Source organism: Lentzea sp. (assembly GCF_036380075.1).
GTDB lineage: Bacteria > Actinomycetota > Actinomycetes > Mycobacteriales > Pseudonocardiaceae > Lentzea.
This window is the reverse complement of sequence record NZ_DASVFL010000056.1, coordinates 26,387-48,077: the sequence shown is the minus strand read 5'-3', so window position 1 is coordinate 48,077 and position 21,691 is coordinate 26,387. Positions and strand designations below refer to the sequence as shown.

The window sequence follows — 21,691 nt, the reverse complement described above, 5'->3', positions numbered from 1 at the left end:
CTGGGGTTTCAAACCGCCGAAACGCGTGGCGGTTTGACACCCCTGACCTGATGTGGCTCGCTCTGGCCCGGTTCGCGACGAGACCCACCCCACCCGAACCGCACCACCCACGCAACGCACAGCCGCCCAACGCGACAGGCGTGCCATCAACCCGCCCACGGCGCTGGGGGTCTTTGATCAGCTGGCGGGGTGCAGGGGCGGAGCCCCGCTCTTGAAACAGAACCCGACCTAGGGCGAGCTGGAGGTCACCGCGAGATAACCAGAAGATCACGGGCAAACATACCGACCGACCACTCGGTCGGTAGCGGTGGTTTGCTCAGGTCATGGACATCGAGAGTGCGATCGCGAGCCTGGACCTCCCCGCCAAGGTGCGGCTGCTGACCGGGTCCGCGCTCTTCGCGCTGCACGACGAGCCGCGCATCGGGCTGGCGTCGCTGAAGATGTCCGACGGCCCGACCGGTGTGCGCGGCGCGGAGCTGCGGGGCGGCACGATCGCCTGCGTGCTGCCCAACGCGACGCTGCTCGCCCAGCACTGGGACACCGACCTGGCCCGCGAGGTCGGTGAGGTGCTCGCGGACGAGGCGGCGGCGCAGCAGGTGCACGTCGTGCTGGGTCCGACGATCAACCTGCACCGCACCCCGCTCGGCGGTCGCCTCTTCGAGGCCTACAGCGAGGACCCGCTGCTCACGGGCGTGCTCGCCGCCGCGTACGTGCGGGGGCTGCAGGACAAGGGCATCGCGGCGACGCCGAAGCACTACGTGGCCAACGAGTCCGAGACCGAGCGCCGGACCGCGAGCATGGTGCTCGACGAGAAGACGTTGCGCGAGCTGTACCTGCTGCCGTTCGAGATCGTCGTCGAGGACTCCTCGCCGTGGGCGGTCATGGCGGCCTACAACAACGTCAACGGCGTCCCGGCGACCGAGCACACCGAGCTCGTCGAGGGCGTGCTGAAGGGCGAGTGGGGTTTCGACGGCCTGGTCATGTCCGACTGGTTCGCCACGAAGTCCACCGCCGCCAGCGCGAACGGCGGCCTCGACCTGGCCATGCCCGGACCCGGCGGCCCCTGGGAGGACAAGCTCGTCGCCGCCGTCGAGGCGGGCGAGGTCAGCGAGCCGGTCGTCGACGACCACCTGCGCCGGCTGCTGCTCCTGGCGTCGCGGACCGGCGCGTTCGGCGGGGAGCGCTCGTGGCCCACGGGTCTTCCGGCGCCCGACAGCGAGCTCCGGCGGGAGCAGCTGCGCAGGTTCGCCGCCGGCGGCATGGTGGTGCTGAAGAACTCCGGCGCGCTGCCCCTCGACGCCTCCTCCCGGGTCGCGCTGATCGGCCGGCACGCGCTCGACACCGTCGCGCAGGGCGGCGGCTCCGCCGGGCTGCGGCCGCCGCACGTGATCAGCATCGCCGACGGCCTGACCTCGCAGCTCGGACCGAACGTGTCCGTCGTGGACGGTGTGGAGGTGCGGCTGCGGTACGCCGCGCCCAAGATCCTCGAGAACGTCCGCGCCACGACCTACGACGCGGCGGGCGAGGTGCTGGCGTCGCGGGAGATGGAGATCGCCGAGCTCGCGGCCTACGGCGGGTGGGCGCAGGGCGCCGCGTCGATCGAGGTGTCCGGCGAGGTCGTGCTGGACGAGCCGGCCACGCTGCTGGTCGGCGTGCGCGGGTTCGGCGACTGGACGCTCCAGGCCGGCACCGAGGCGCACGCGACGCGACTGGACTGGGCGGACGGCATCGTCGAGGAGGCGTTGCTGAAGCCGCCGCACTGGACCACCGAGGTGCTGCTCTCCCCCGGCGACCGGGTCACGGCCCGCGTCCGCGAGGCCAGCGCGCTGGTCGGGCTGATCGCCCAGCCCGTTCCGCGGCCGCCCGCCGACGTGATCGGCGCCGCGGTGCGGGCGGCACGCGAGGCCGACGTGGCGGTCGTGGTCGTCGGCCTCACCGATGAGCAGGAGACCGAGGGCTTCGACAAGACCACGCTGGCGTTGCCCGGCGAGCAGGACGCGCTCGTCGCGGCGGTGGCGGCGGCCGCGAAGCGCACGGTGGTCGTGGTGAACGCGGCGACGCCGGTGCTGATGCCGTGGCTCGCGCAGGTCGACGCCGTGCTGTGGGCGGGACTGCCGGGTCAGGAGGCCGGTGACGCCGTCGCCGCCGCGCTGCTCGGGCACGTCGAACCGGCCGGGCGGCTCGTGACCACGTTCCCGCGCACCGACGCCGAGGCGTTGCCGCTGGTCCCGGTCGACGGCGAGCTGAAGTACGACGAGGGCACCGCGATCGGCCACCGCGGCGCCTCCGACCCGTTGTTCTGGTTCGGCCACGGCCTCGGCTACACGACCTGGGAGTACGACGCGGCCTCGCTGTCCACGGTGGACGGGCTGGTGGACGCGGTGTCGGTGCGCGTCACCAACACCGGCGACCGGCCGGGACGCGAGGTCGTGCAGGTCTACCTGCGCCCCGACGGCGAACCGGTCCGGTTGATCGGCTGGGCCGTCGTGGACGTTCCCGCCGGAGAGTCCGCGCAGGTCGAGGTGACGTGTTCGGCACGCGTGCAACGGGTGTGGTTCGACGGCTGGCAGCCGGTGCACGGCGGCGAGGTGCTGGTGGCCCGCGGGCTCGGCGACGTCCGGGCCACCCTTCAGGCCGGCCGGGGGTGAGGTGAGCCGTGTCGTTCCCTCCCCGGTACCGGGCCAAGTCGCGGGTGGACGCCTCCGGTGAGGAGTCCAGGGCGAAGGCGGTGGCCGTCGCGACCGAGCTGTTCGCCCTGGCCGGCTACCGGGGCACGTCGGTCGCGGCCGTCGCGGCGAGGACCGGGCTGTCGCAGTCGGGTCTGCTGCACCACTTCCCCAGCAAGGCGGCCCTGCTCGCGGCCGTGCTGGAGGACCGCGACCGCCAGGACGGCGCCTTCCTCGCCGGCACCACGTCCGCACCGCTGGGCTGGGCGGCGTTCGACGCGCTGACCGCGCTGGTGGCGCGCAACTCGACGCGGCCGGAGCTGGTGGGGTTGTTCGTGCGGCTCTCGGCCGAGGCGATCGAACCGGCGCATCCGGCGCACGCCTGGGTGCAGCAGCACCACGCGGGCATTCGGACCTGGCTGGCGGAGGCCGTTCGCACGGGCGTCGAGCGCGGGGAGTTCGCGGCGGACGCACCGGTCGGCTCGATCGTCCGCACGACGATCGCGGTCGTCGACGGCTTGCAGCAGCAGTGGTTGCTGCAACCGGAGGAGGTGTCGATGGCGGCCGAGTTCGAGGTGTTCGTCTCGGCGTTGCGCGCCCGGTGGGGCACGGCCGGCTGAGGTTCCCCGCAAGGTGGTGGCCCGGAAATCAGTCTGGGGGACCCGTCCGGGCCACCGGTCTTGCGGAGAGGTGGCCGACGTGCGCGGTGACTTTCACACGCCGGCCGGGTTCTTGGGGGAACCAGGTCCGGCCACTGCGCCGACCCCCAAATCCCAGGTGTTCTCGGGCCTGGCGGCGCAGGTACCGGCTCTGGGGACAACGGTGCCAGGAGGCGTGCACAGATTTCGCCCAGGCCGTGCACAGACGGTCAGGAAGTGCGCGAGGATGGCGGTACCGACGGTTCCCGATCACCGAGGAGAGACACGCCTGTGGAGTTCCTGCTGCTCGGCTCGCTGGCGGTACGGCGGGAAGGCGCGCTGCTGGAGCTGGGAGGACCGAGACAGCGCGCGGTGCTGACGATGCTGCTGCTGCACGCGAACGAGGCGGTCAGCGTCGCACAGCTGACCGAGGCCGTGTGGGACGTCCCGCCGGTCTCCCCCGAGTCGAACCTCCGCACGTACGTCGCCGGGCTGCGCAAGGTCGTCGGCGACCGGCTCGTCACGCGGCCCGGTCACGGCTACCAGCTCACCGTCGAGCCCGGCGAGCTGGACCTGGACGCGTTCGACGAGCTCGTGCGCGCCGGTGAGCAGGCGCTGGCGGACAACGACACCGAGGCCGCCGCCGAGGCGTTCGCGCGGGCGCTGGGCCGGTGGCACGGCATCCCGACCGCCGAGCTGAACGCGGGACCGCTGCTGCGGGCGGAGTTCACCCGCATCCAGGAACGCAGGCTCACCGCCGTCGAGCGCTACGCCAAGGCGGCGCTGGAGCTCGGCCGGTTCGACGACGTGATCGACCGGCTGCGGCGAGAGTCGGCGCTGCACCCGCTGCGCGAGGAGCTCTGGGCGCAGCTCATGCTGGCGCTCGACCGCTCCGGCCGCCGCGGCGAGGCGCTGGAGGCCTACGCGACGGTCCGCAGGCACGTGGTCGAGCAGGTCGGCGTCGAGCCCGGCGCCCGGTTGCGCCGGTTGCAGCAGGAGATCCTCGAAAGCCGGGTGCCCTCGCCCGCGGCTTTGAACGCGCACCGCCAGCTGCCGATGGACATCGCCGAGTTCACCGGCCGCGAGACCGAGCTGCGCAAGCTGTGCGAACCGGGCCCGCAGACCACGGTCGTGATCTCCGCGATCGAGGGCATGGCCGGGGTCGGCAAGACGAAGCTGGCCGTCCGCGCGGCCCACCGGCTCGTCCAGCGGTACCCGGACGTGCAGCTGTGGGCCGACCTGCACGGGTTCGACCCGGACGAGCTGCCCGCCGACCCGTCCGCCGTGCTGGAGAGCTTCCTGCGGCTGCTGGGCGTGCCCGGAGGGCAGATCCCCGAGTCGCTGGAGGCCCGTGCCGCCCTGTACCGCGACCGGCTCGCGGGCAAGCGCGCGTTGGTGCTGCTGGACAACGCCGCGGGCGAGGACCAGGTGCGGCCGCTGCTGCCGGGCGGCTCGACGTGCATGGTGCTGGTCACCAGCCGCCGCACGCTGCTGCGCCTGGACGGGGTGCGGTCGCTGTTGCTGGACGTCTTCACCCCCGGCGAGGCCGTCGCGCTGCTGTCCAGGATCGCGGGCGCCGACCGCGTCGACGCCGACCGCGACGCGGCCCAGCGGGTGGCGGAGCTGTGCGGGCACCTGCCGATCGCCGTGGCACTGGCCGCGAAACGCCTCGCCCGTCGTCCTCAGTGGACGGTGCTCGACCTCGTGTCGCAGCTGGAACGAGGGGGCGGTCTCGGTGCGCGAGGCGTGTTCGACCTCTCGTACCAGGCGTTGCCGGAGAACCAGAGGCGCCTGTTTCGCCTCCTCGGACTCCACCCGGGAGAGGACGTCACCGCCGACTCCGCCGCCGCCCTCGCCGGCCTGACCTCCTACGAGGCGGGCGACCTGCTGGAGACGCTGCTCGACGAACACCTGCTGCAACAACACACCCCCGGCCGCTACGGCCTGCACGACCTGCTGCGCGCGTACGCCGTCGACCAGGTCACGGCCGCCGAACCACCACCGGCCAGGGCACTGGCGCGGCGGCGGGTGCTGGACTGGTACGTGCACACGTCGTGGGAGAGCGCGCAGCAGCTCAACCCGCAGCGCAAGCTGGACATCAGCCCCGCCGACCCGGCCGTGCACCCGCGCACGTTCGCCGACCGCGACTCCGCACTGCTGTGGTGCGACACCGAACGGGCGAACCTGGTGGCCGCGATCCGCGACGCCGCCGAGCACGACCTGCCGGAGCACTCCTGGACGCTGGCCCAGTGCCTGTGGGACTTCTTCAACCTGCGCAAGCACTGGGCCGACTGGATCGACACGCACGGCGTGGCCCTGGCCGCCGCCCGGTCCGCGGGCGACCACGCGGCGGAGGGCCGGATGCTGATCACGCTCGGCATCGCGCTGCGCGAGGTCCGCCGCCACGACGAGGCCGTCGACTGCTACCAGCAGGCACTGGCGATCTTCCACGCCCTCGGCGACCGCTCGCGCGAGGAACCGACGTGGAACAACCTCGGCATCGTCCACATGGTCGAGGGCCGCACCGACGAGGCGCTGGCCTGCTTCGAGCAGTCCGCCGCCATCGCCCGCGAGCTGGGCAACCCGCACTCCGAGGCGGTGACGCTGAACAACATCGCCCTGCTGCACGCCGACGCGGGCCGGTTCGACGTGGCGCTGGCGCGCTACCAGCGGGCGCTGGAAATCCGGCGGGAGGCCGAAGACCCGTACAGCGAGGCGATCCTGCTCAACAACATCGGCGAGGTCCACCGCGGCCTGCACGACTTCCCGCAGGCCGTGTCGCACGTGGAGCGCGCCCTGGAGACGTTCCGGGCGATCGGCGACCTCTACGGGCAGGCGGAGTCGCTCGACAACCTGGGGCTGGCGCTGGACGGGCTCGGCGACCGGCGCGGGGCCGAGAAGTGCTGGCTGGAGTCGGTGACGCTGTTCGAGGAGCTGGGCGAGCCGAAGGCGGACGAGGTCCGGGCCCGGCTGTAGGCCCGGACCGGGCCCCGCCCCGCGGGCGATCAAGCAAGGCGCGATCCGTGCCGTACCGCGCCTTGCCACCGTGTCCGGACGGCCTGTCCCCGGGCCGGTTCGACACAACTTAATGCGAAGGACACGGCATGAAGGACCTCTCGTTCGACCTCGACGACCTGGAACTCGGAGACCTCGCGGTCACCTCGATGCGCGACTCGGTGGCACTGCCCGAGTCGGGTGCGTCCGGCGCGGCCTCGTCCTGTTCCTGCGGCAGCTCGTCCTGCAGCAGCTGCGTTCAGCCCCAGCTCCCGGCAGCATGACCGATCGCGTGCAGGGAGAAGCAGCGCCGTACGCACTCGTGCGTCTGGCGGCCCTGCCGCACCCGGACGGCGCCGCGGGTGCGGCGCCGTTCCGGCGGGTGGTGGAGGCGCTGGCGGACACCGAGACCGCGCTGCTCGCGCTGGCCGGTCCGCTCGGCGAGCTGTTGCACGACAGCGTCGGCGAGTTCGCCCGGCAGGTGGTGCTGCCGCTGCGCCGTGACGTCCACAACGGACGGACACCCCGCCCCGCTCTGCGCGCCGCCGCCGAGGAACTGGCCGGGCGGGTCCCCGAGCTCGGCCGGTGGTTCGAGCTGCTGGACGAACGCGCGGCGTTGACCGCCGAGGCCGACTGCCTCCTGCCCGAGGCCCTGGCCGCCGAACGCGAGGTGCTCGCCTCGCTGTGCGCCGGAGAACCGTTGCGACGCGCCGCCGTGCTGAGCGGACGTGACCTGTGGCAGGGGCTGCAGAGGGCCGGCGCCGACGACCGCCGCGCCCGCAAGGCCGAGCCGTCCGCACTGCGCTACGCCCTGCGCGCCACCTCGAAGACCAGTCCCCTGTCCTGGTACGCCTCCGTCGGCTGGGCCACCTGGTCGCCCGACGCCCCCGCGCCGGACTGGGGCACACCGGTCGCCGTCACGCGGGTCAACCAGGTGCTGCTCACCCGGCTGGTCGCCGCGCTGGTCACCGACCGCGCGCTGCTGTTCGACCACCCGCACCGCCTCGCGCCCGACGTGCACGAGGAGTCGGCGCGGATGCGGTTCCGCCGGGACGTGCCCGCCTCCGGGCCGTTGCGCGCCTCCGTCGGCATCGAGGAGAGCGTCGAACTGGCGTCGAGCCCGCCGCTGCAGTTCCTCGTCGGCCTCACCGGCGCGAACCCCAAGGGGATCAGTCCCGCCGAGCTCGCCAGCGCGCTCGCGACCCGGCTGCCGGACGGCGAGGCCGACCGCGCCCAGGGCTACGTCGCACTGCTGCTCGACATCAAGCTGCTGGTCCCGGTCCTGCCGGTCGACCCGCAGGACCCGCACGCCTGCCTCGCGCTGGCCTCGTGGCTGCGCGACACCGGCCGGACCGGGATCGCCGACCGGGTCACCGCGATCCACCGCGCCACCGCGGCGTTCGCGGACCTCGACGCCGCGGACCGGCCCTCCGCGCTCACGGACCTCTTCGCGGCGTGGGAGTCGCTGGGCACGCTGGTCGGCGCCGACCTGGGTGGCGTGGCGCCGCTGAGCGAGGACGTCGTGCTACCGCAACCGGTCCGCCTCGGCCGCAAGCACGGCTACGACGGCGTCCGCTCGCTCGCCGCGCTGACGCCGTTGCTGATGCTGTTCGACCGGCACCTGGCGATCCGCCGCGACTCGCGCGACCGGTTCGTCAAGGAGTTCGGCCGCGGCGGCTCCGCCCGCCTCGCCGCCTGCGCCCCCGTGCTGCACGAGGCGATGTCCGGCGCGCCGACCGGCGGCCTCGGGGCCAGCCGCGCGCAGGTGGCGGACCTGGTGCGGGACGGCGTGATCACCGACGAGGCCGTCGACGCCGCCGCGGACCTGCTGCCCGCGTGGATGAAGACGCGGCCGGTCTCGTACTCGTTCTTCGCGCAACCGGTCGACGACGGTCTCGTCGTCAACCACGTCTACGACGGCTTCGGCCGCTTCCCCGGCCGGTTCCTCGACCTGCTGCCGCCCGAGGCGTACGCGACGGTCCGGGCCACTTTGGACGGTGTGTTCCCGCGCGGGTTCGCCGAGTACCGGCCGGTGCAGGGCTTCAACCCCAACCTGCACCCGTTGCTCGGCCGCGCGGAGATCGGCGACGACCCGCGCTGGGCCGACCACACCCCGGACGCGTTCGAGGTGTTCCACGACCAGGAGCAGGACGAGCTGCGGTTGCGCCGCCGCGACTCCGGCGCCCTCGTGGACGTCCTGTACCTCGGCTACCTCATGCCGGTCTCGCTGCCCGACCGCGCCGCCGCCCTGCACGCCGACCTGGCGTGCGGTGCCGCCGACCTCACCCCGTTGCAACCCGTCGTGGAGTCGTCCGGTGTGCGCGTCGCCGGCCGCCTGCGCTACCGCGACGTGCTGCTGGCCCGCCGTTCGTGGGACTTCGCCGCGGTGGAGCTGTCCGGTGTCGCCGAGGCGACGGCCTTCCGCGCCCGGCACGGCCTGCCCGCGCAGCTGTTCGCGGGAACGGGCGGCGAGATCACCTCCCGCGAGGACTTCGAGGCCCGCGTCAACGGCCCGAAACCGCAGTACCTCGACCTCACCAACGCCCTGCACCTGCGCTGCCTGCCGCGCCTGCTGTCCCGCTACCCCGGCCGGCTGCGGCTCACCGAGGCGCTGCCGGTGCCGTCGGGCCAGGTGCTCGAGGTGGTAGCGGAGACCTACCGGAGGGCCGGATGACCGACGTCGTCTGCTGCTACCACGATCCGATCAAGGCCCCGCTGCTCCGCGACGGCGTCCTGCCCGCGCTGGCCGCGGTGACGTCGTCGTTCCCCGACGTCACCGGCCACGTCGAACGCCACTGGCTGCACGGCCCGCACGTCCGGGTCCGGCTGTCCGGCCCGTCCGCCGACAGCGCGGCACTGCTGCTGGCGACGCTGCTGCGCTCGTACGTGACGGCCAATCCGTCCACAGTGGAACTGTCCGAGGAGGCCCAGCTCGCGCACGCCCGTTCCGCCGCCGTCGCCGAGCTGCTGCTGCCGCCGTTCACACCGTTGCACCCCAACAACTCCGTGCGCATCGAACCGACCTCGCTGGACCGCCTGCGCGAACTGCTCTCCGCCGAACAGATCTCCCTGCGCTTCGAAGGCCTCCGCCTCGGAGTGCCCGCGCTGCGCGAGTCGCTGACCGTTCCGCGTGCAACGCTCGCGCTGACCGCGATGGCCGTCCACGCCAGCCGGTACCCCGGCGGCCTCCGGTACGGCTACCACTCGTTCCTCTCCCACGTCGAGGACTTCCTGCTGGCCGCCGATCCGACCGGGTCCGTGCGCGCCAAGCTCGACTCCATGTGGGACACCCACGCCGAGACCGCCTGCGCGGTGGTCTCGCGCGTCGCGCTCGGCCACCCCACCTCGCGCCTGGAAGCCGCCTGGCAGACCTGGACCATCGCCCTGCGGCTCACCGCCGAGGCCTCCTACGACGCCGGACGGCTCGACGAGGTCAACCCGCGCCACGGCGAACGCGCCCGCGAGATCGGCGACCCCGACACCGTCCGCCGCTACAACTACGGCGAACGCACGGAGTTCAGCGACTACCACACGGCCCTGTGGAACGCGGACCTCACCGACCCCGCGACCAAGCGGAACATGACCGTCTACCGCCAGGGCACCAACGTCCTCTACCAGTTGCTCGCCATCTGCGATGTCACGCCGATGGAACGCTATGCCGCCGCGCATCTGTTGAGCCGCGCCGCTCAGCAGGTGTGCGGCACCACCTGGCAGGAGCAGTTCGCCGCCCTCCCGAAGGCCGGGTGACGCCCGTGCCGGAGCCAGGCGCTGTGCGGTTGCGCCCGGTCGTGCGCGCCACCCGGACCGCCGACGGCCTGCACCTGCGCGGCTGGGCGTCGAGCTGCACGATCACGGGCGGCGCGGGCCTGTGGAAGGTGTGGCAACGCCTCTGTCCGCAGCTCTCGGAAGGGATTCCCGCCGGCTCGCTGGGCGTTCCGGACGGCACGGCGCCGGCGGTCCGGGCGGCGGTCGAGCTGATCCTGGACCAGTTGCGGGAGCACGACATGCTCGTCTCGCTGTCGGAGCCGTGGGGTGCCGGCGGTCCGGCACCGGAGGTCGCGGCCTGGCTGGAGACGGTGGCGCCGGATCCGGTCGAGGCCTGGCGGCGGCTGCGGGCAGCGGTGGTCACGGTGACGGGAACCGGGCCGTTGGCGGAAGTCGTGGTGCGATCGGCGACGGCGACAGGGCTGGCGGTCCGGTCCGTCTCCACCGCCGGTCAGAACGAAGTCCAGGTGTCGGTGGGCGACTTGGTCGTCCAGGCGGGATGCGGACTGGACGTCGGCTACGTCCTGCCCGTGGCGCGATCATCAACTTCGTTCAACACTGAAGTCATCAGCAGGACTGCCGCACGGCTGGGCGTCGTCGGCGACCCCGCCGAGGTGCTCGCCGCCTTGGTCGGCTGCGCCGCGGTGCACCGCCTGCTCTGCGCGGTCATCGGCCTGGACGACCCCGCACCCGAGTCCGGCTTCCCGATGGCCCTGGTGGCCCGCGCTGCTCCCCTGCGCTCGACCTACCACCCGATGCTCGTCGGTCCCCCTCCCGAGGACCGGGAGAAGGCCCTCGCGGCTCTCACCGACCGCGAACTGGGCCCGGTCGCCCCGCCCGAGCTCGGACTCCAGGTGCCGGTCGCCCTCGCCACCTCGGGCGACGTGCTCGGCATCGGTGCCACGGCCGACGCCGCGGTGCTCGACGCCGCGCTCCGGGCCCTCAAGTCCGACGGCGTCATCGGGATCGACGACCACCACGCCCGCGGCGCCGCCCTGCGCCTGGCCGCGCGCCACCTCCCCGGTGAGGCCGCCGATGCCGCGGAGTGGACGACCGACCGCACCGCCCGCCGCTGGTGGAAGGCATTGACGCTGCGCTTCCGGCAGCCCGCCGTCGTCGACGTCCGCAAGCTCGCCCCGGCGGCGTACCGGGCGGAAGTCCGCCGAGGACAACGGGTGCTGGCCTGGGCGGTCGAGGCGACCGCGGCGGGCGCGGTGGCGTTCGCCGCCCTGGCGGCCACCGGTCACGCCCAGGCGGGCCGCGGCGGCACGGCGCACGTCAACGGCGGCGGAGACGAGGACCTCCACCGCGCGCTGGAAGGACTGCCGGGTGTGAAGATCACGCCTCTCGCGCTGGACTCCGAGCTCCGCGCGGCCGGATTGGCCGCCTACCGGGTGGAGGGCCGATGACGAGGACGGACGGTAGTCTCGTCCTGGTCGGACCGGCCGGCGAGACGTGCGCGAAGCACGCGGAGGAGACGCGGCTGGCGGTCAGCGGCGCTCCTCCCCAGGCCGTGGTGGGCGGCCTGATCCCACCGTTCTTCACGCCGCTGACCGATCTCCTGCAACCGCGGGAACACACCGTGGTCGCCCTCCGCACCGACCTGGCGATGGTGTCCACCCACCGACTCGGCTGCTGCCCCGAACCCGCACCGCCAGCGGACACGACGATCGAGCCGAACGCACTCCGTTCCGCCAACGCACTGACCACAGTGGACAACCTCAAGACGCTGGTGGACTTCCGCCACGGTCCGATCACCGGCCTGTTCCGCACCGGACACCTGCCCCTGGCCACCGTCACCGCCGAGCTCGACCACCACACCGCCGGTCACGGCCGCACGACCACCTTCGAGGAAGCCGAACGGGTCGCGATCTTCGAAGCCGTCGAACGCCTCAACGGCCTGCGCCCCCGCGCCCACAGCACGACAGAGGCGTCCTACGACGAACTCGGCGACAGGGCACTGGACCCGCGACGCCTGGGCCTGTGCGACTTCGGCAACCGCTACACCCCGGACCTCCGCCTTCGCTGGGTGGAAGCGTGGTCGTACACCGACCGGAAGCCGGTCCTCGTCCCGGAACAGGTGGCGTACTACGGCGCGAACACCCCGCCGGAGCAACGGTTCGTGTACGAGACGTCCAACGGGTGCGGCCTCGGCAACAGCCTCACCGAGGCGGTGCTGCACGGCCTGTTCGAGGTCGCCGAACGCGACGCGTTCCTGATGGCCTGGTACGGCAGGACCCCGTTGAAGAAGCTCCGGCTCCCGGACGACCCGCTGCTGCACCACCTCTCGGACCGGCTGGAGGCGCGCGGCTACGAGCTGCTGTTCCTCGACGCCACCACCGACCTCGGCGTCCCGGCCGTCCTCACGCTGGCCAGGACGGCGGAAGACCTGCCCAGGGCGTTCTTCGCCGCCGGCGCGAGCCCCGACCCGCTCCAGGCGATGCGGTCGGCCGCGGTCGAGGTCGCCGTGGACGTCGAGTCGTTCGCCGACCGCGTCCGCGCGAACCCGGACGACTACGCCGAAGAACGCCTGCGCCGTCTCCTGGACGACCCGGCGCTGGTCAGGACGATGGACGACCACGTCGCGGTCAACACGCTGCCGGAAGCCGTGGAACGCCACGGCTTCCTCGTCGGCGACGAGACCACCGAACTCCCCGACGAGCGGAACCACATGAGCCTCGAAGAGCTGCTCGACCGCTACGCGCACCGGTTCGAGGTGATCGCCGTCGACCAGACCGACCCGGTGACGGCGAGCCGGTTCGGCCTGCACTCGGCGAAGGTGCTCGTGCCGGGCGCGCTGCCGATGACGTTCGGCCACCTGCACCGCCGCACGCACGGCCTTCCCCGGCTCGCCGAGCTGCGCAACCCGCACCCCCACCCGTTCCCGTGACGCCGTTGGAGCAGCTGTGACCTGGACCGGCCTGCACTGCAGGGTCAACTGGAAACGAGCCGACGTCGACACGTTCGTCGCCGACGCCCTCGCGCCCGTCATGGCCGGCCGCGAGTGGTTCTACCTGCGCTACTGGGAATCCGGCCCGCACCTGCGCGTCCGGTTCCAGGGCGACCCGGGAGACCTGGGGGCCGAACTGGCGGACCTCGTCGCGGCCCAGGACTTCGCCACCACCGACGACGAACCCGGCTGGCTGCCGCACGGCGACGTCCGCGAGGTCGAGTACGTCCCGGAGACCGCGAGGTACGGCGGCCCGGACGCCCTCCCGATCGCCGAGGACCTGTTCTGCCGCAGCACGGAGGTGGCCGTTGCCGTCCTCCAGGCGGCCCGCACGGACAGCGCCCGCCTCTCGGCCGCCATTCAACTCACGATGGCCACGGCCACCGCGCTCGACCTCGACCTGCCCCAGGCCGCGTCCTGGTTGCGCACCCTCGGCACGGGCTGGCGCACCGTCACCGAATGGGCGCCGGCCCCCACCATCGGCTCCCACCTCGCCGCACACCAGCTCATCGCCCAGCGCGGCCAGGACCTCGCCGGCCGGTGGCACCGCGAACCGACCGGCGCCGTCGCCCACTGGGTGGACGAGATCCGCGCGGCTCGTCGCCGGCTCGGCACCTGGCTCCCGCACGTGTGGGCGTCCCAGCTGCACATGCTCCTCAACCGCCTGGGCATCAGCCCCAACGAGGAACGCATGATCTGCTGGACCGCCGCGGCCGCCGCCCTGTCCCCCACCGGCCTGACCGACTTCCACGACGACGGCGCCACCGCCCCCGACCGCCGCTACCTGGAAGCGAGCAAGTTCCTGCCCGGCTTCACCGAACAGCTCCCGCGCCAGGCGACTTCCAGCCCGCAGTTCGCCCCCTGGCTGCCCACGACACCAATCCAGTCCACTGTGGACGAGCTGCTGTCCTCGGCGTTGCGCGCCCGCAGGACCAGCCGCGAACTGGAGGGCACGCTCACCGCCGACCAGCTCGGCACGCTCCTGTGGACCTCGATGGCACCGCACGAGGGCCGCAGGCCGTACCCGAGCGCGGGCGCCCGTTACAGCGCCCGCGTCAGGCTGGTCGCCCTGGACGTCGACGGTCTCGCGCCCGGCCGTTACGAGGTGGACGAGACGAACCAGTCGCTGATCCGCCTCGGCGACGCGCCGTCGATCGACGACCTCGAAGCGACCTCGATGTGGTTCGGCAAGAACACCACGGAGCTCGCCGGGACTCCCGCGGTCCTCGCGCTCTACGTCCGGATCGGCATGCTGCGCGAGGCCTACGGCCTGCGCGCGCTCCGGTTCGCGTTCACCGAGGCCGGCCACCTCGCCCAGAACCTCACCGTCACGGCGGCGAACCAGGGCATCCGCACCGGGCTGGTCGGCGGGTTCTACGACGACCTGGCCCACGACGTCCTCGGGCTCGACGGCGTGGACGACGCCCTCGTCTACTTCCTGCCGCTGGCCGCCTGAGCCACCACCGAGTCCAGCAGGACGTCGGCCGTCGGTTCGACCGCGGCGGCGGCTCGCGCGTCCCGGAACCGCCGCTCGATCCCCAGGTCACGCCGGAAAGCCGCGTCCCCGCACACCTTCATCGCCAGGTGCCGTCCGGCCGCGGCCGAGTAGTGCGAACGCAGCACCGACGCCGTCGCGCCACAGACACGAGCAACGTGCTCCACCACGGTCCGGATGATGCGGAGGAGGTCCGCGTTCAACCTGCGCGCGGTCGCCTCGTCGTCACAGGCCAGTGACGCGACCAGGGCGACGTTGGACGCGTCATCGCCGCCGGCAACTCGGCCTCGGTGTCCACCAGCACGATCGTGTCGACCGGCTCGAACGGTTCGACGAGGTTCCGCCACCGCTGCCGAACACCTTGGCGAGCCCCGCCACATGCCGAACGCGTCCGGTGGGGGATCCTTGAAGCGGGACAACCGTCCTGGAGCTTCAGCGGGCTTCCCGGTCCTGCCGGGACGTCACCGTGCGGTGAAGTCGATGCTCAGCTTCACGCCGGTGCCGCGGTCCTGGACGGTGACGGTGTAGCGGCCGGGGTGGTGGATGCCGTCGTGGCCCGGCGCGTCGCCGAACCACTCGAAGTCGGTGCGCGAACGACCCGTGCCGTCCGCTTCCGAACCCCCGCTGTAGACGAGGTTGCACGGCCCGGTGGTCAGCTTGGGGCAGACCCCTCCGGACGCGGCCGGGTCGGCGATCTCCACGTCCACGAACGTCCCGAGCCCGCCCTCCCACGTCTCGATGACGACCGTCCGCGGCGTGGCGGCGGCGAACTCGCCGGGACTGACGCCGAGCTGGAAGTTCTTCACCGCGTCCGTCGTGGTCACCACCGGTCCGTTGCCGGCGGGCACGTCCTGGCGGTCCGGCTCGGGTGCCGTGCCGGTGCGACGGGTCGCCGGCGGCGCGGGAGGCGTCGACGGCGGGTCCTGCGCCGTCGTGACCACCGGAGCCGAGGTCCCGGGTCCCGCGGTGGGCTGGGACGAGGACGGTGCGGCGAGCTCGGGGAAGGTCTTGCCCCCGAAGAACCCGATCAGGCCCGTGACGTCGGCGGCGAACCCGAGGACGGCGAGCGCCGCGACGACCGCGGCGGTCCACCGTGCGGCCTTCTTGCGACTGGGCGGGGAACCGTCCTCCATGATGGGACCGATTCTCACCCATCACCACGGCGGTGAGCGTGAGACGTGATCAGGACGTGATGCGCGGATCACTCCCCGGCGACGAGAGCCTCCACCGAACGCAGCGCCGCCTCCCGTACTGCCCCGCGGTGCACCGAGTCTGCGAGCGCACGGGACACGGACACCGCACCGACGACAGTGGCCACCACAGCCCACGCGCGCCGCGCCCGTTCCTCCTGCTCGCCCGGCATCGCGGGCATCACCATTGCCACGACACGGGAAAGCCTGAGCTGGTAGACCGCACGCACGGAGTCGCCCGCACTCCCGGCCCGAGCCGTCAGAGCAGCCAGTTCCTCGCCGCCCTCGCCGTCGAGCCAGGAACGCAGGAGGTCCAGGAGCACCCGCCGTCGTTCGGCGGCGTCCGGGACGTCGAGGGCGCCGAGCTCCGCACCCAGCCGCGTCCGGATCTCCTGTTCCAGAGCCGTTTCCCCACCCGGCACGAGCGACGCCCCCAGTCAGCCGCGGACCGCGTCCGAGCGCGCTCCCGTGCCGCCGAGCCTACCGCCGTCGATGTGCTTGTAGATGGAGGTCCGCGGGTCGCACCCGGAGGCACGGGCGATGGTCAGGGTCTCCGCCATCATCGGTCCTGCGGGGCCGAGACCGTCGGCAGCTGCGCTTGCCCCTGAGCCTGGTCGCCGATCACCGACACGGCCTGCTTCACGATCTTCAGCACGGCCTGGGCGCCCTCGACCAGCTTGACCAGGTTCTCGCTGCTCGCGAGCAGCTCGCCCAGCGTCGCGGCGACCTGCGTGCCGCACTCGACGGCGATCTGCACGCACCGCGGGATCGCAGCGGCGATGCTCTGCCCGAACGTCACCGCGGCCGACGCGATCGCCTGCGTCATGATCGGCACGATCGTGCCGACGGCCTCGGTGACGAGCCTGCCGACCTCGGCGGCGACCCTCGCGACCACCTCGCCCGCCTTGATCAGCGCGGCCGCGTTGGAGAGCGCGGTCTCCGCGACGGACAGCACGCCGTCGACCAGCTCTTCGCCGGTCCGGGCGTAGTCCGTCGCGCTCTGCCCGGACCAGCCGCTCGTCTCGCTGCTCGCCTTGTCGCGGTAGTCCTCGGCGAGCGCCGCGGCGGCTCGCCCGGCGTCCCGCGAACCGCCCGCACCGGACCGCACGCCGTCCGGGTCACCCCTGAGCTGGTCCAGCGGCTCCTCGAGGAACGAGATCATCGGCCGGAGGAAGCCGACGCCCGCGCTGTCCAGCGCCTGCAACGGTTTCCCGTCCGACCCGAGTGCGGTGACCGGCGCTTCGGGCATGGCCGCCAGGTCCCGCGACAGCCAGTCGCCGTTGGAGATCGCACCGGTCTTGGCGCGGAGCTCGTCGAGCAGCGTGCTGGTCATCGTGCGGCTCCCGTGATGGTCGCGACGCTCTCGTCGTCGGTGCGCTGGTAGGTGTCGGCGGTCTGCCGCATTCCCGCGCCGACTTTGTCCATTGTGGACGCGATCTCGGTGAAGGCCTGCCGCGTCTCCCCCATCGCGCCGCTCAGGCCCGCGGCGAGGAACCGGGCGAACGAGCCGAGCGCCTCCTGCCCGACCCGGTCGGGCAGGCGCCCTCCCGCGGCGGACAGCCGGTCCGCGTACCCGGCCAGGGTCGCGGCGTGCGCACGCAACTGCTCGTGGTCGACCGTGAAGCTCAGCGCACGGCCTCGCTCTCGCCCAGGTACTCGGCCAGAACCTCGGCCGTGCGCGCACCCGCCAGCCGCTGCGCCTCCCGCGCGGTGCTGACGATCAGCACCGCCAGCGCGTCGACGTCGAGCCGGCGCGCGGCAGGCGTCAGCACGACGTCGCCGAGCACTCCGCCCGCGTTCACCGTCACGGTGACCTCACCTCGTGGCGAGGACGCACTGGCGTTGACGTCGGCGAGTCCTTCCCTGGCCGACCGCGTGCTGACCGCGACCCGTTCCAGACGTTCCCGGTAGTCCGCCAGCCACTGCGCTGGATCCACTTCTCCCCCTTTTACCAGGCCCGCGCCGCGGCGGCCAGCTCTCCGATTGCACGAACCAGGTCGTTGTGCCGCAACGGGTTGACGCTGACCCAGCCGTCGCCGTCCACGTCGACCCTCACCCTGCCGGTCGCACCGTCCACCCAGGACACTTCCCACCTGCCGCCGTTGACCGCGCCCGCCTGCCCCAGCCCGACGACCTCCAGGTCCAGCCCGGCGCCGGGCGGCAGGGTGATCGGCAGCAGCGGCGCCGGCCGCAGTTCGGGCACCCACGCCGCCAGCTCGTCGCCGAGGACCTCCGCCTCGACGTGGCTGACGCGGATCGTGCCGCCGTGCTGCACGCACACGAGCGCGTCGTCGCCGTGGACCAAGGCCACGGCGCTCGTGCCGGCGGTCACCAGGTCCACCACGGCGGTGTGCTCGCGCAAGGCCGTGACCAGTTCCGCTGCCATGCCGACCGGCCCGTGCGGCTCGGCCAGTCCGCGCGCCCGCAGTCCGTGACCCGCATCGGCCAGGACGGCGGCGCGTTCGCCGGCCCGCCGCCCGAACGACGGCACCCGCAGCGGGAACGGCCAGCGCACGCCCGCGTGGGTGGCGAGCAGGTCCATCTCGACCAGGTCGAAGGCGATCACCGGGCCGCCTTCCGCGCCTGCTCGGCGTCCGTCTCCACGTAGGTGGTGCCGATCTCCGCGAGCACCCGCCGGAACTCCCGCACCTCCCGTTCGGCGGCGCCGACCTCACCGGCGAGGTCCGAGCCCGCCGCCTTCAGCCGGTGCGCCACGTCCTGGGCGGGCGGCGCGGTGCCGAGCAACGGCCGGCGCTCGGCCAGGCGGTTCGCGGTCGCCAGCAGGGCGCCGGTCTGCTCGGCCAGCTCCGCCAGCGTCCTGACCCGGTCCCGCACCTGCTCGGGCGACACCTCGTACCCCGTCACGACTCCTCCCCGATCACGGCAGGAGACACCCGCTCGGTCACCGCGAACAGGTCGTGGTCGAGCGTCGGCATCTGGTTCTCGTGGTGCCGGTCGTCGTCCTTGCGGCCACCGGCGGACGGTGAGGCGGCCATCCCGGTGTTCTGGGTGGCCGCGCGGGCGTCCGCGGTGAGCGTGCCGGTGGCGGCAACGCTGCCGGCCTGCACCGCCATGACGCCCGTGCGCAGACCTGGCGTCAGCTGCGGGCTGACCCCCACCACCGGGCTACCGGAGACGGGTGGCGAACCGCCCACGAGCCGTTGCCACGGAACACCGCCCGAGCTCGGCGTCCTCACCGGTGCCGACACAGCGCTCCGAGGCGCGGCGGTCCGCGGAGCGGTGGCGCTCTCGTTCACGCGACTGCTGCCGGTCAGGCTGGACTCGTAGGTCTGCATGGCGCGGACGGCCTGCGCCTTCTGCTGATCGGCCGCGGCGGCGCCGAAGTAGAAGTAGAAGCCCGGTGCGGCCGGCAGCGCGAACGGCGCCGGTGCGCTCGGCAGCGCGAAGGGCGCCGGTGCGAACGACGAGATCGACGCCGGTGCGAACGCCGCGGGAAACCCGGCGAAGGCCGCCGAAGTCACGTCCGGCGGCGCCGGCATCGCCGCACGGGCCGCCGCCAGCGCGTCGGCCGAGTCCTGCGCGGCCCGCTCCCCCGCCGCCGCCATCAGACCGATCTTCTCGACCCGCTCGGCCAGCGCCGCCAGCCTCGAAGCGGCCTCCTCCGCGGCGGCACCGCTCCACCCGTCGAGCAACGCGGCCCGCTGCTCCCTCAGCACCTCCCCGTGCGCCGCCAACGCGGCGCGGTGCCGCGCCCACTCGTCGGCGACCGTGCTCACGTCCGCGACATCGGCGTCCTGCCAGAGCATCCGGTGGAGCTCCTCGTGGCTGAACGCCTCCCAGTTCATCTCACCGGTCGACTCGTTCCCCAACACGAGACGCAACGATCACCGCCGGCCGGGACGACCACCAGGCCAGCCGACCGGCCACCGGTGGCCGGTCGGTCTGATCAGCGCGAACGCGCGAAGTGCTCCTGCAGCCGGGCGTGCCGGAACTGGTAGACCGCGCCCGCCCGGCGCAGCACGCCGCGCCGGTAGGCGTCGTCGAGGAAGTCCGGCAGCCGCCACGGCAGGCGCCCGGTCAACGGCAGCCACACGCGCGCGAACACCACCCACTGGCCCCACGCGGTCAGGCTCAGCACGTACGCCAGCCCGCCGCCGATGCCGCCGACGAGCCCGAGGCCCAGCGCCGTCGCCGGGCTCCACACCACCGGGAACCGCGCCGCCGCCAGCCCGAGGGCGACGATCCCGGTCGCCGCCGCGACGAACACCGCGAACACCGGCGCCATCACCGCCACCAGCACGAGCACCGCCCGCCGGTTCGCCCGCAGCAGCCCGTCCGGGCTCAGCGCGGTCCGCACGTCGAGCGGCGCCTCCAGGGCGGCGACCACGCAGAAGACCAGCCCGGCGCCGAGCCCGAACACCACCGCGAAGGCCCCGACGTCCACGACCACCGCGGCACCCATCCGGTACTCCGGGACGACGAGCCAGTACGCCAGCGCGCGCACCAGCCCGTACGCGGCCCCTACCGCCGCGCCGAACGCCAGCCCGAGCAGTCCGCGCATCCACACCCGCTTCCTCGGGTGACCGCGCAGCCGCAGCCGGGTCCGGACGGGTCGCAACGGCGTCCTGCGCACCACGAACCGGTGCGCCACCCCGAAGATCGTGCCGGTGACCAGCCCGATCATCACCGCGAACAGCCACCCGCGCACCGACAGGTCACCGGCCAGGAGCGACTCGGCCACCAGGTCCGCCAGCCCGACCGCGGCACCCACCACCAGCCCGGTCACCCGCGCGGACGTACCGAACTGCCACCACGCGACGTCGTGCGTGCCGAGGTGCGTGAGGTGCGAGGCGAGATGTGTCAACCACGGCCGCACACGATCCGAGTCAGCTCCGTACACCGCGGGGACGAAGTTGCCGAGCAGGTGCCGCTCCACCTCGTCGGGCGTCCCCAGCGCGAGCAACGCCGCCGGGTCGTGGTCGGGGGTGTCGCTGTAGATGCGCCGCGCCAGCGACACCATCAACGGCGTCGTCAGCACCTCGGCCAGTGCGCCGCCGTCGTGCACCTCGTCGAGCACGGGCTGCCAGGCACCGGTCTCGCGCGTGGTGCGCGGCAGGTAATCGTCGAGGTCGCCGGCCGTGAGGTCGCCCAGCACCACCGCGGCCGCCGACGTCAGCACGTCGGTGCCCGACACGGCGTCGCGGTACTCGTCCACGCGGCTGGTCAGCAGCAACGGCAGCGTGGTCGCGTTCAGGGCGGTGAGCGCGGGCCGGTGCAGCCCGGCCGCGATCTCGTCGAACCCGTCCAGCACCCGCTGCGAGTCCACCAGCGCCGACGCCAGCGTGCCGCTCGGTCCCGGCGCCCCGAGGAACGGGTGGTCGCGGATCAGCTGCTCGGCCATCCAGTCGCGCAGTCCGGCGCGTTCCGGGTGCCACGAGCCGAGGCCGAAGATCACCGGCACCGGGTCGGCCGGGTCCCGCGCGGCCAGCAGGCCGAGCACGAACCGCGTGGTCAGCACCGTCTTGCCGGACCCGGCCCGTCCCAGCACCACGAGCCGCCGCGACGGCACCCGCCGGTGGACCTCGACGACCTGGTCGAGGCGGCCGTCCAGCGCGACCTCGCCGCCGATGTTGAGCCAGCTGTCCCGCAACGCCTCGGGCGCCGCCTCCCACCGCACGGGCAACGGCACCGGGTCGTGGACCTGCCGCTGCTCCTCCTCGCGCCGCCACCGGGCCTCGATCGCGACCTTCAGCGTCTCGACGGCCTCGTGCAGCGGGTCGAACCGGACGGGCTCGACGACCGGAGGTTCGTCCCGTCCGGCCGCCGCGACCAGCTCGGCGCGCTCGGCCCCGGACAGCTCCAGCGCGTCGGCCAGCGCGCGCACGGTGCCCATGCGCGGATCGGTCCGTTCGCCTGTTTCCAGCCCTCTTACCGTGCGGATGCCGACGGCCGCGCGGTGCGCGAGCGCCTCCTGGCTCAGTCCCGCCCTCTGCCGCCACCGCCGCAGCAGTGGACCGAGCTGGCTCGCCACG

General features: G+C 73.3%; 20 protein-coding genes. 9 read left to right on the top strand and 11 right to left on the bottom strand.

Going from position 1 to position 21,691, the window contains the following annotated elements; translation table 11 throughout:
- Positions 1-323 precede the first annotated feature (323 nt).
- From VF330_RS06995 to VF330_RS06955, 9 genes are all read left to right on the top strand, one after another.
- Positions 324-2,648, top strand: coding sequence for a glycoside hydrolase family 3 protein (locus tag VF330_RS06995; RefSeq protein ID WP_330850677.1), 2,325 nt, complete (start codon positions 324-326; stop codon positions 2,646-2,648).
- 8 nt (positions 2,649-2,656) lie between these two features.
- Entirely contained in the window at positions 2,657-3,286 is a 630-nt protein-coding gene (locus VF330_RS06990) for a TetR/AcrR family transcriptional regulator (RefSeq protein ID WP_330850676.1), read from the top strand.
- Positions 3,287-3,595: 309 nt separating this feature from the next.
- The gene (locus VF330_RS06985) at positions 3,596-6,280 is read left to right on the top strand and encodes an AfsR/SARP family transcriptional regulator (RefSeq protein ID WP_330850675.1); all 2,685 of its coding nucleotides are present in this window, start codon (positions 3,596-3,598) and stop codon (positions 6,278-6,280) included.
- Between the two features lie 128 nt (positions 6,281-6,408).
- Positions 6,409-6,582 carry a thiazolylpeptide-type bacteriocin gene (locus VF330_RS06980; protein WP_330850674.1) on the top strand — a complete coding sequence of 58 codons (174 nt, stop codon included), beginning with the start codon at positions 6,409-6,411 and terminating at the stop codon, positions 6,580-6,582.
- Positions 6,579-8,972, top strand: a complete 2,394-nt coding sequence (locus VF330_RS06975; protein ID WP_330850673.1) for a lantibiotic dehydratase — start codon at positions 6,579-6,581, stop codon at positions 8,970-8,972. Before VF330_RS06980 ends, VF330_RS06975 begins: the two co-directional genes overlap by 4 nt.
- Complete coding sequence (locus tag VF330_RS06970) at positions 8,969-10,045, top strand: hypothetical protein (RefSeq protein WP_330850672.1); 1,077 nt, start codon at positions 8,969-8,971, stop codon at positions 10,043-10,045. Before VF330_RS06975 ends, VF330_RS06970 begins: the two co-directional genes overlap by 4 nt.
- Positions 10,046-10,050: 5 nt before the next feature.
- Positions 10,051-11,472, top strand: a complete 1,422-nt coding sequence (locus VF330_RS06965; protein WP_330850671.1) for a hypothetical protein — start codon at positions 10,051-10,053, stop codon at positions 11,470-11,472.
- Positions 11,469-12,953 carry a YcaO-like family protein gene (locus VF330_RS06960; protein ID WP_330850670.1) on the top strand — a complete coding sequence of 495 codons (1,485 nt, stop codon included), beginning with the start codon at positions 11,469-11,471 and terminating at the stop codon, positions 12,951-12,953. Before VF330_RS06965 ends, VF330_RS06960 begins: the two co-directional genes overlap by 4 nt.
- Positions 12,954-12,969: 16 nt before the next feature.
- The gene (locus VF330_RS06955; RefSeq protein WP_330850669.1) at positions 12,970-14,469 is read left to right on the top strand and encodes a thiopeptide-type bacteriocin biosynthesis protein; all 1,500 of its coding nucleotides are present in this window, start codon (positions 12,970-12,972) and stop codon (positions 14,467-14,469) included.
- On the opposite strand, the gene VF330_RS06950 is transcribed toward VF330_RS06955, so the two are convergent.
- From VF330_RS06950 to VF330_RS06900, 11 genes are all read right to left on the bottom strand, one after another.
- On the bottom strand, positions 14,445-14,678 hold the full coding sequence (locus tag VF330_RS06950) for a hypothetical protein (protein ID WP_330850668.1): 234 nt from the start codon (positions 14,676-14,678) through the stop codon (positions 14,445-14,447). The genes VF330_RS06955 and VF330_RS06950 overlap by 25 nt on opposite strands.
- A gap of 291 nt (positions 14,679-14,969) precedes the next feature.
- On the bottom strand, positions 14,970-15,659 hold the full coding sequence (locus VF330_RS06945) for a hypothetical protein (RefSeq protein ID WP_330850667.1): 690 nt from the start codon (positions 15,657-15,659) through the stop codon (positions 14,970-14,972).
- A 50-nt stretch (positions 15,660-15,709) separates the two neighbouring features.
- Entirely contained in the window at positions 15,710-16,120 is a 411-nt protein-coding gene (locus VF330_RS06940; RefSeq protein WP_330850666.1) for a hypothetical protein, read from the bottom strand.
- Between the two features lie 15 nt (positions 16,121-16,135).
- Positions 16,136-16,258, bottom strand: a complete 123-nt coding sequence (locus tag VF330_RS06935) for a hypothetical protein (protein ID WP_330850665.1) — start codon at positions 16,256-16,258, stop codon at positions 16,136-16,138.
- Entirely contained in the window at positions 16,258-17,031 is a 774-nt protein-coding gene (locus tag VF330_RS06930) for a hypothetical protein (RefSeq protein WP_330850664.1), read from the bottom strand. Before VF330_RS06930 ends, VF330_RS06935 begins: the two co-directional genes overlap by 1 nt.
- On the bottom strand, positions 17,028-17,300 hold the full coding sequence (locus tag VF330_RS06925) for a hypothetical protein (RefSeq protein ID WP_414675350.1): 273 nt from the start codon (positions 17,298-17,300) through the stop codon (positions 17,028-17,030). The genes VF330_RS06930 and VF330_RS06925 overlap by 4 nt, the downstream gene beginning before the upstream one ends.
- 23 nt (positions 17,301-17,323) lie before the next feature.
- Positions 17,324-17,635 (bottom strand): YbaB/EbfC family nucleoid-associated protein, encoded by a 312-nt coding sequence (locus tag VF330_RS06920; RefSeq protein ID WP_330850663.1) that lies wholly within the window; start codon positions 17,633-17,635, stop codon positions 17,324-17,326.
- Positions 17,636-17,646: 11 nt separating this feature from the next.
- Positions 17,647-18,264, bottom strand: a complete 618-nt coding sequence (locus tag VF330_RS06915) for an ESX secretion-associated protein EspG (protein WP_330850662.1) — start codon at positions 18,262-18,264, stop codon at positions 17,647-17,649.
- On the bottom strand, positions 18,261-18,563 hold the full coding sequence (locus VF330_RS06910) for a hypothetical protein (RefSeq protein ID WP_330850661.1): 303 nt from the start codon (positions 18,561-18,563) through the stop codon (positions 18,261-18,263). Before VF330_RS06910 ends, VF330_RS06915 begins: the two co-directional genes overlap by 4 nt.
- Positions 18,560-19,531, bottom strand: coding sequence for a hypothetical protein (locus tag VF330_RS06905; protein WP_330850660.1), 972 nt, complete (start codon positions 19,529-19,531; stop codon positions 18,560-18,562). Before VF330_RS06905 ends, VF330_RS06910 begins: the two co-directional genes overlap by 4 nt.
- A 74-nt stretch (positions 19,532-19,605) precedes the next feature.
- Positions 19,606-21,690, bottom strand: coding sequence for an XRE family transcriptional regulator (locus VF330_RS06900; RefSeq protein WP_330850659.1), 2,085 nt, complete (start codon positions 21,688-21,690; stop codon positions 19,606-19,608).
- Position 21,691: the final 1 nt, after the last annotated feature.